Source organism: Bacillus sp. 11B20, assembly GCF_056098985.1.
In genome coordinates this window covers 1-1,032 of sequence record NZ_JBLZWZ010000003.1, presented here as the reverse complement: position 1 = coordinate 1,032, position 1,032 = coordinate 1, and the positions used below count along the sequence as shown (strand labels likewise).

The 1,032-nt window shown below is 33.9% G+C and carries 1 tRNA gene and 1 rRNA gene; both read right to left on the bottom strand.

What is annotated here, in order from left to right:
* Positions 1–50: 50 nt before the first annotated feature.
* Positions 51–126 (bottom strand) — tRNA-Val (locus ACN6NB_RS00425).
* Positions 127–952: 826 nt separating this feature from the next.
* A 5S ribosomal RNA gene (gene rrf / locus ACN6NB_RS00420) occupies positions 953–1,032 on the bottom strand; the annotation flags it as partial.

The following is a 1,032-nucleotide window of genomic DNA, read 5'->3' as shown; positions in this document are numbered from 1 at the left end:
AGTTGAGCTACACCGGCTTTATCTATCCTAACATTATGTAAGAATAAATATGGTGGAGGATGACGGGCTCGAACCGCCGACCCTCTGCTTGTAAGGCAGATGCTCTCCCAGCTGAGCTAATCCTCCATATTGTGTCGTTTCGAAGTGTCTCTCGATCTGACAAATAGTATTATATAACGATAAGATATTGTTTGTAAAGACTTTTTTGAAATAATTTTTGAATTTATTTTAAAGCTGTTTTTTTCATCTTTTCGTTAAGGCACCTAAAGAAGTTTACCACTTGTCTCATCATTTTAAAAGCCTTTTTTTCATTTTTTTATGTTTTTTTGTTAAAAAGAGTACTAATAAGGCTTTATCACTGTGGAAACAGCAATTTTGAAGCTTCTATACCCTTGTTTTATTTCATATATCTCTGAATAAAAAAATTCAAATAAGAAGTTTCTTTATTATTTTACTTTTCTGATAAATCTTTTTTCCATAAAAAAGTGTGAAATTGTTGCTGGTCTTTACTATTTTTCAACAAATCGTTTCACATCATTTTTTCTGCTGCTTCAATTATTCAACAGCTTTATCATCGATATAAAATTTTAGCAGAAGAAATAAAATGAGTATTGTTTCTTTCATTTCTTCTATCTTTTTAAATTGAAAATTCAACAATGGCTGACCAACCCCTTCGGGATGAGGTCTTTCTATTTAGTGGCTCTATACATCGCCTTTCTATATCTATTTAGCCCAAGTTGAGGTTTTCTATGCTTTTAGTGATGCCCTTGATGATTTGAGCTGCCGGTTCATATGATGACCGACATGTTAAATTGAAGGAGCATAAAGTTTGATTTATGTAGCAATCAAACGAGGGAATAACGTATTTTTACTTTAACAACCTATTATATAGAAGCAAGTCATTCAAAAAAACAAAAAAGACCAGTTCCAAATGGAACTGATCCTGATAGAAGCTTGGCGGCGTCCTACTCTCACAGGGGGAAACCCCCAACTACCATCGGCGCTGAAGAGCTTAACTTCCGTGTTCGGTAT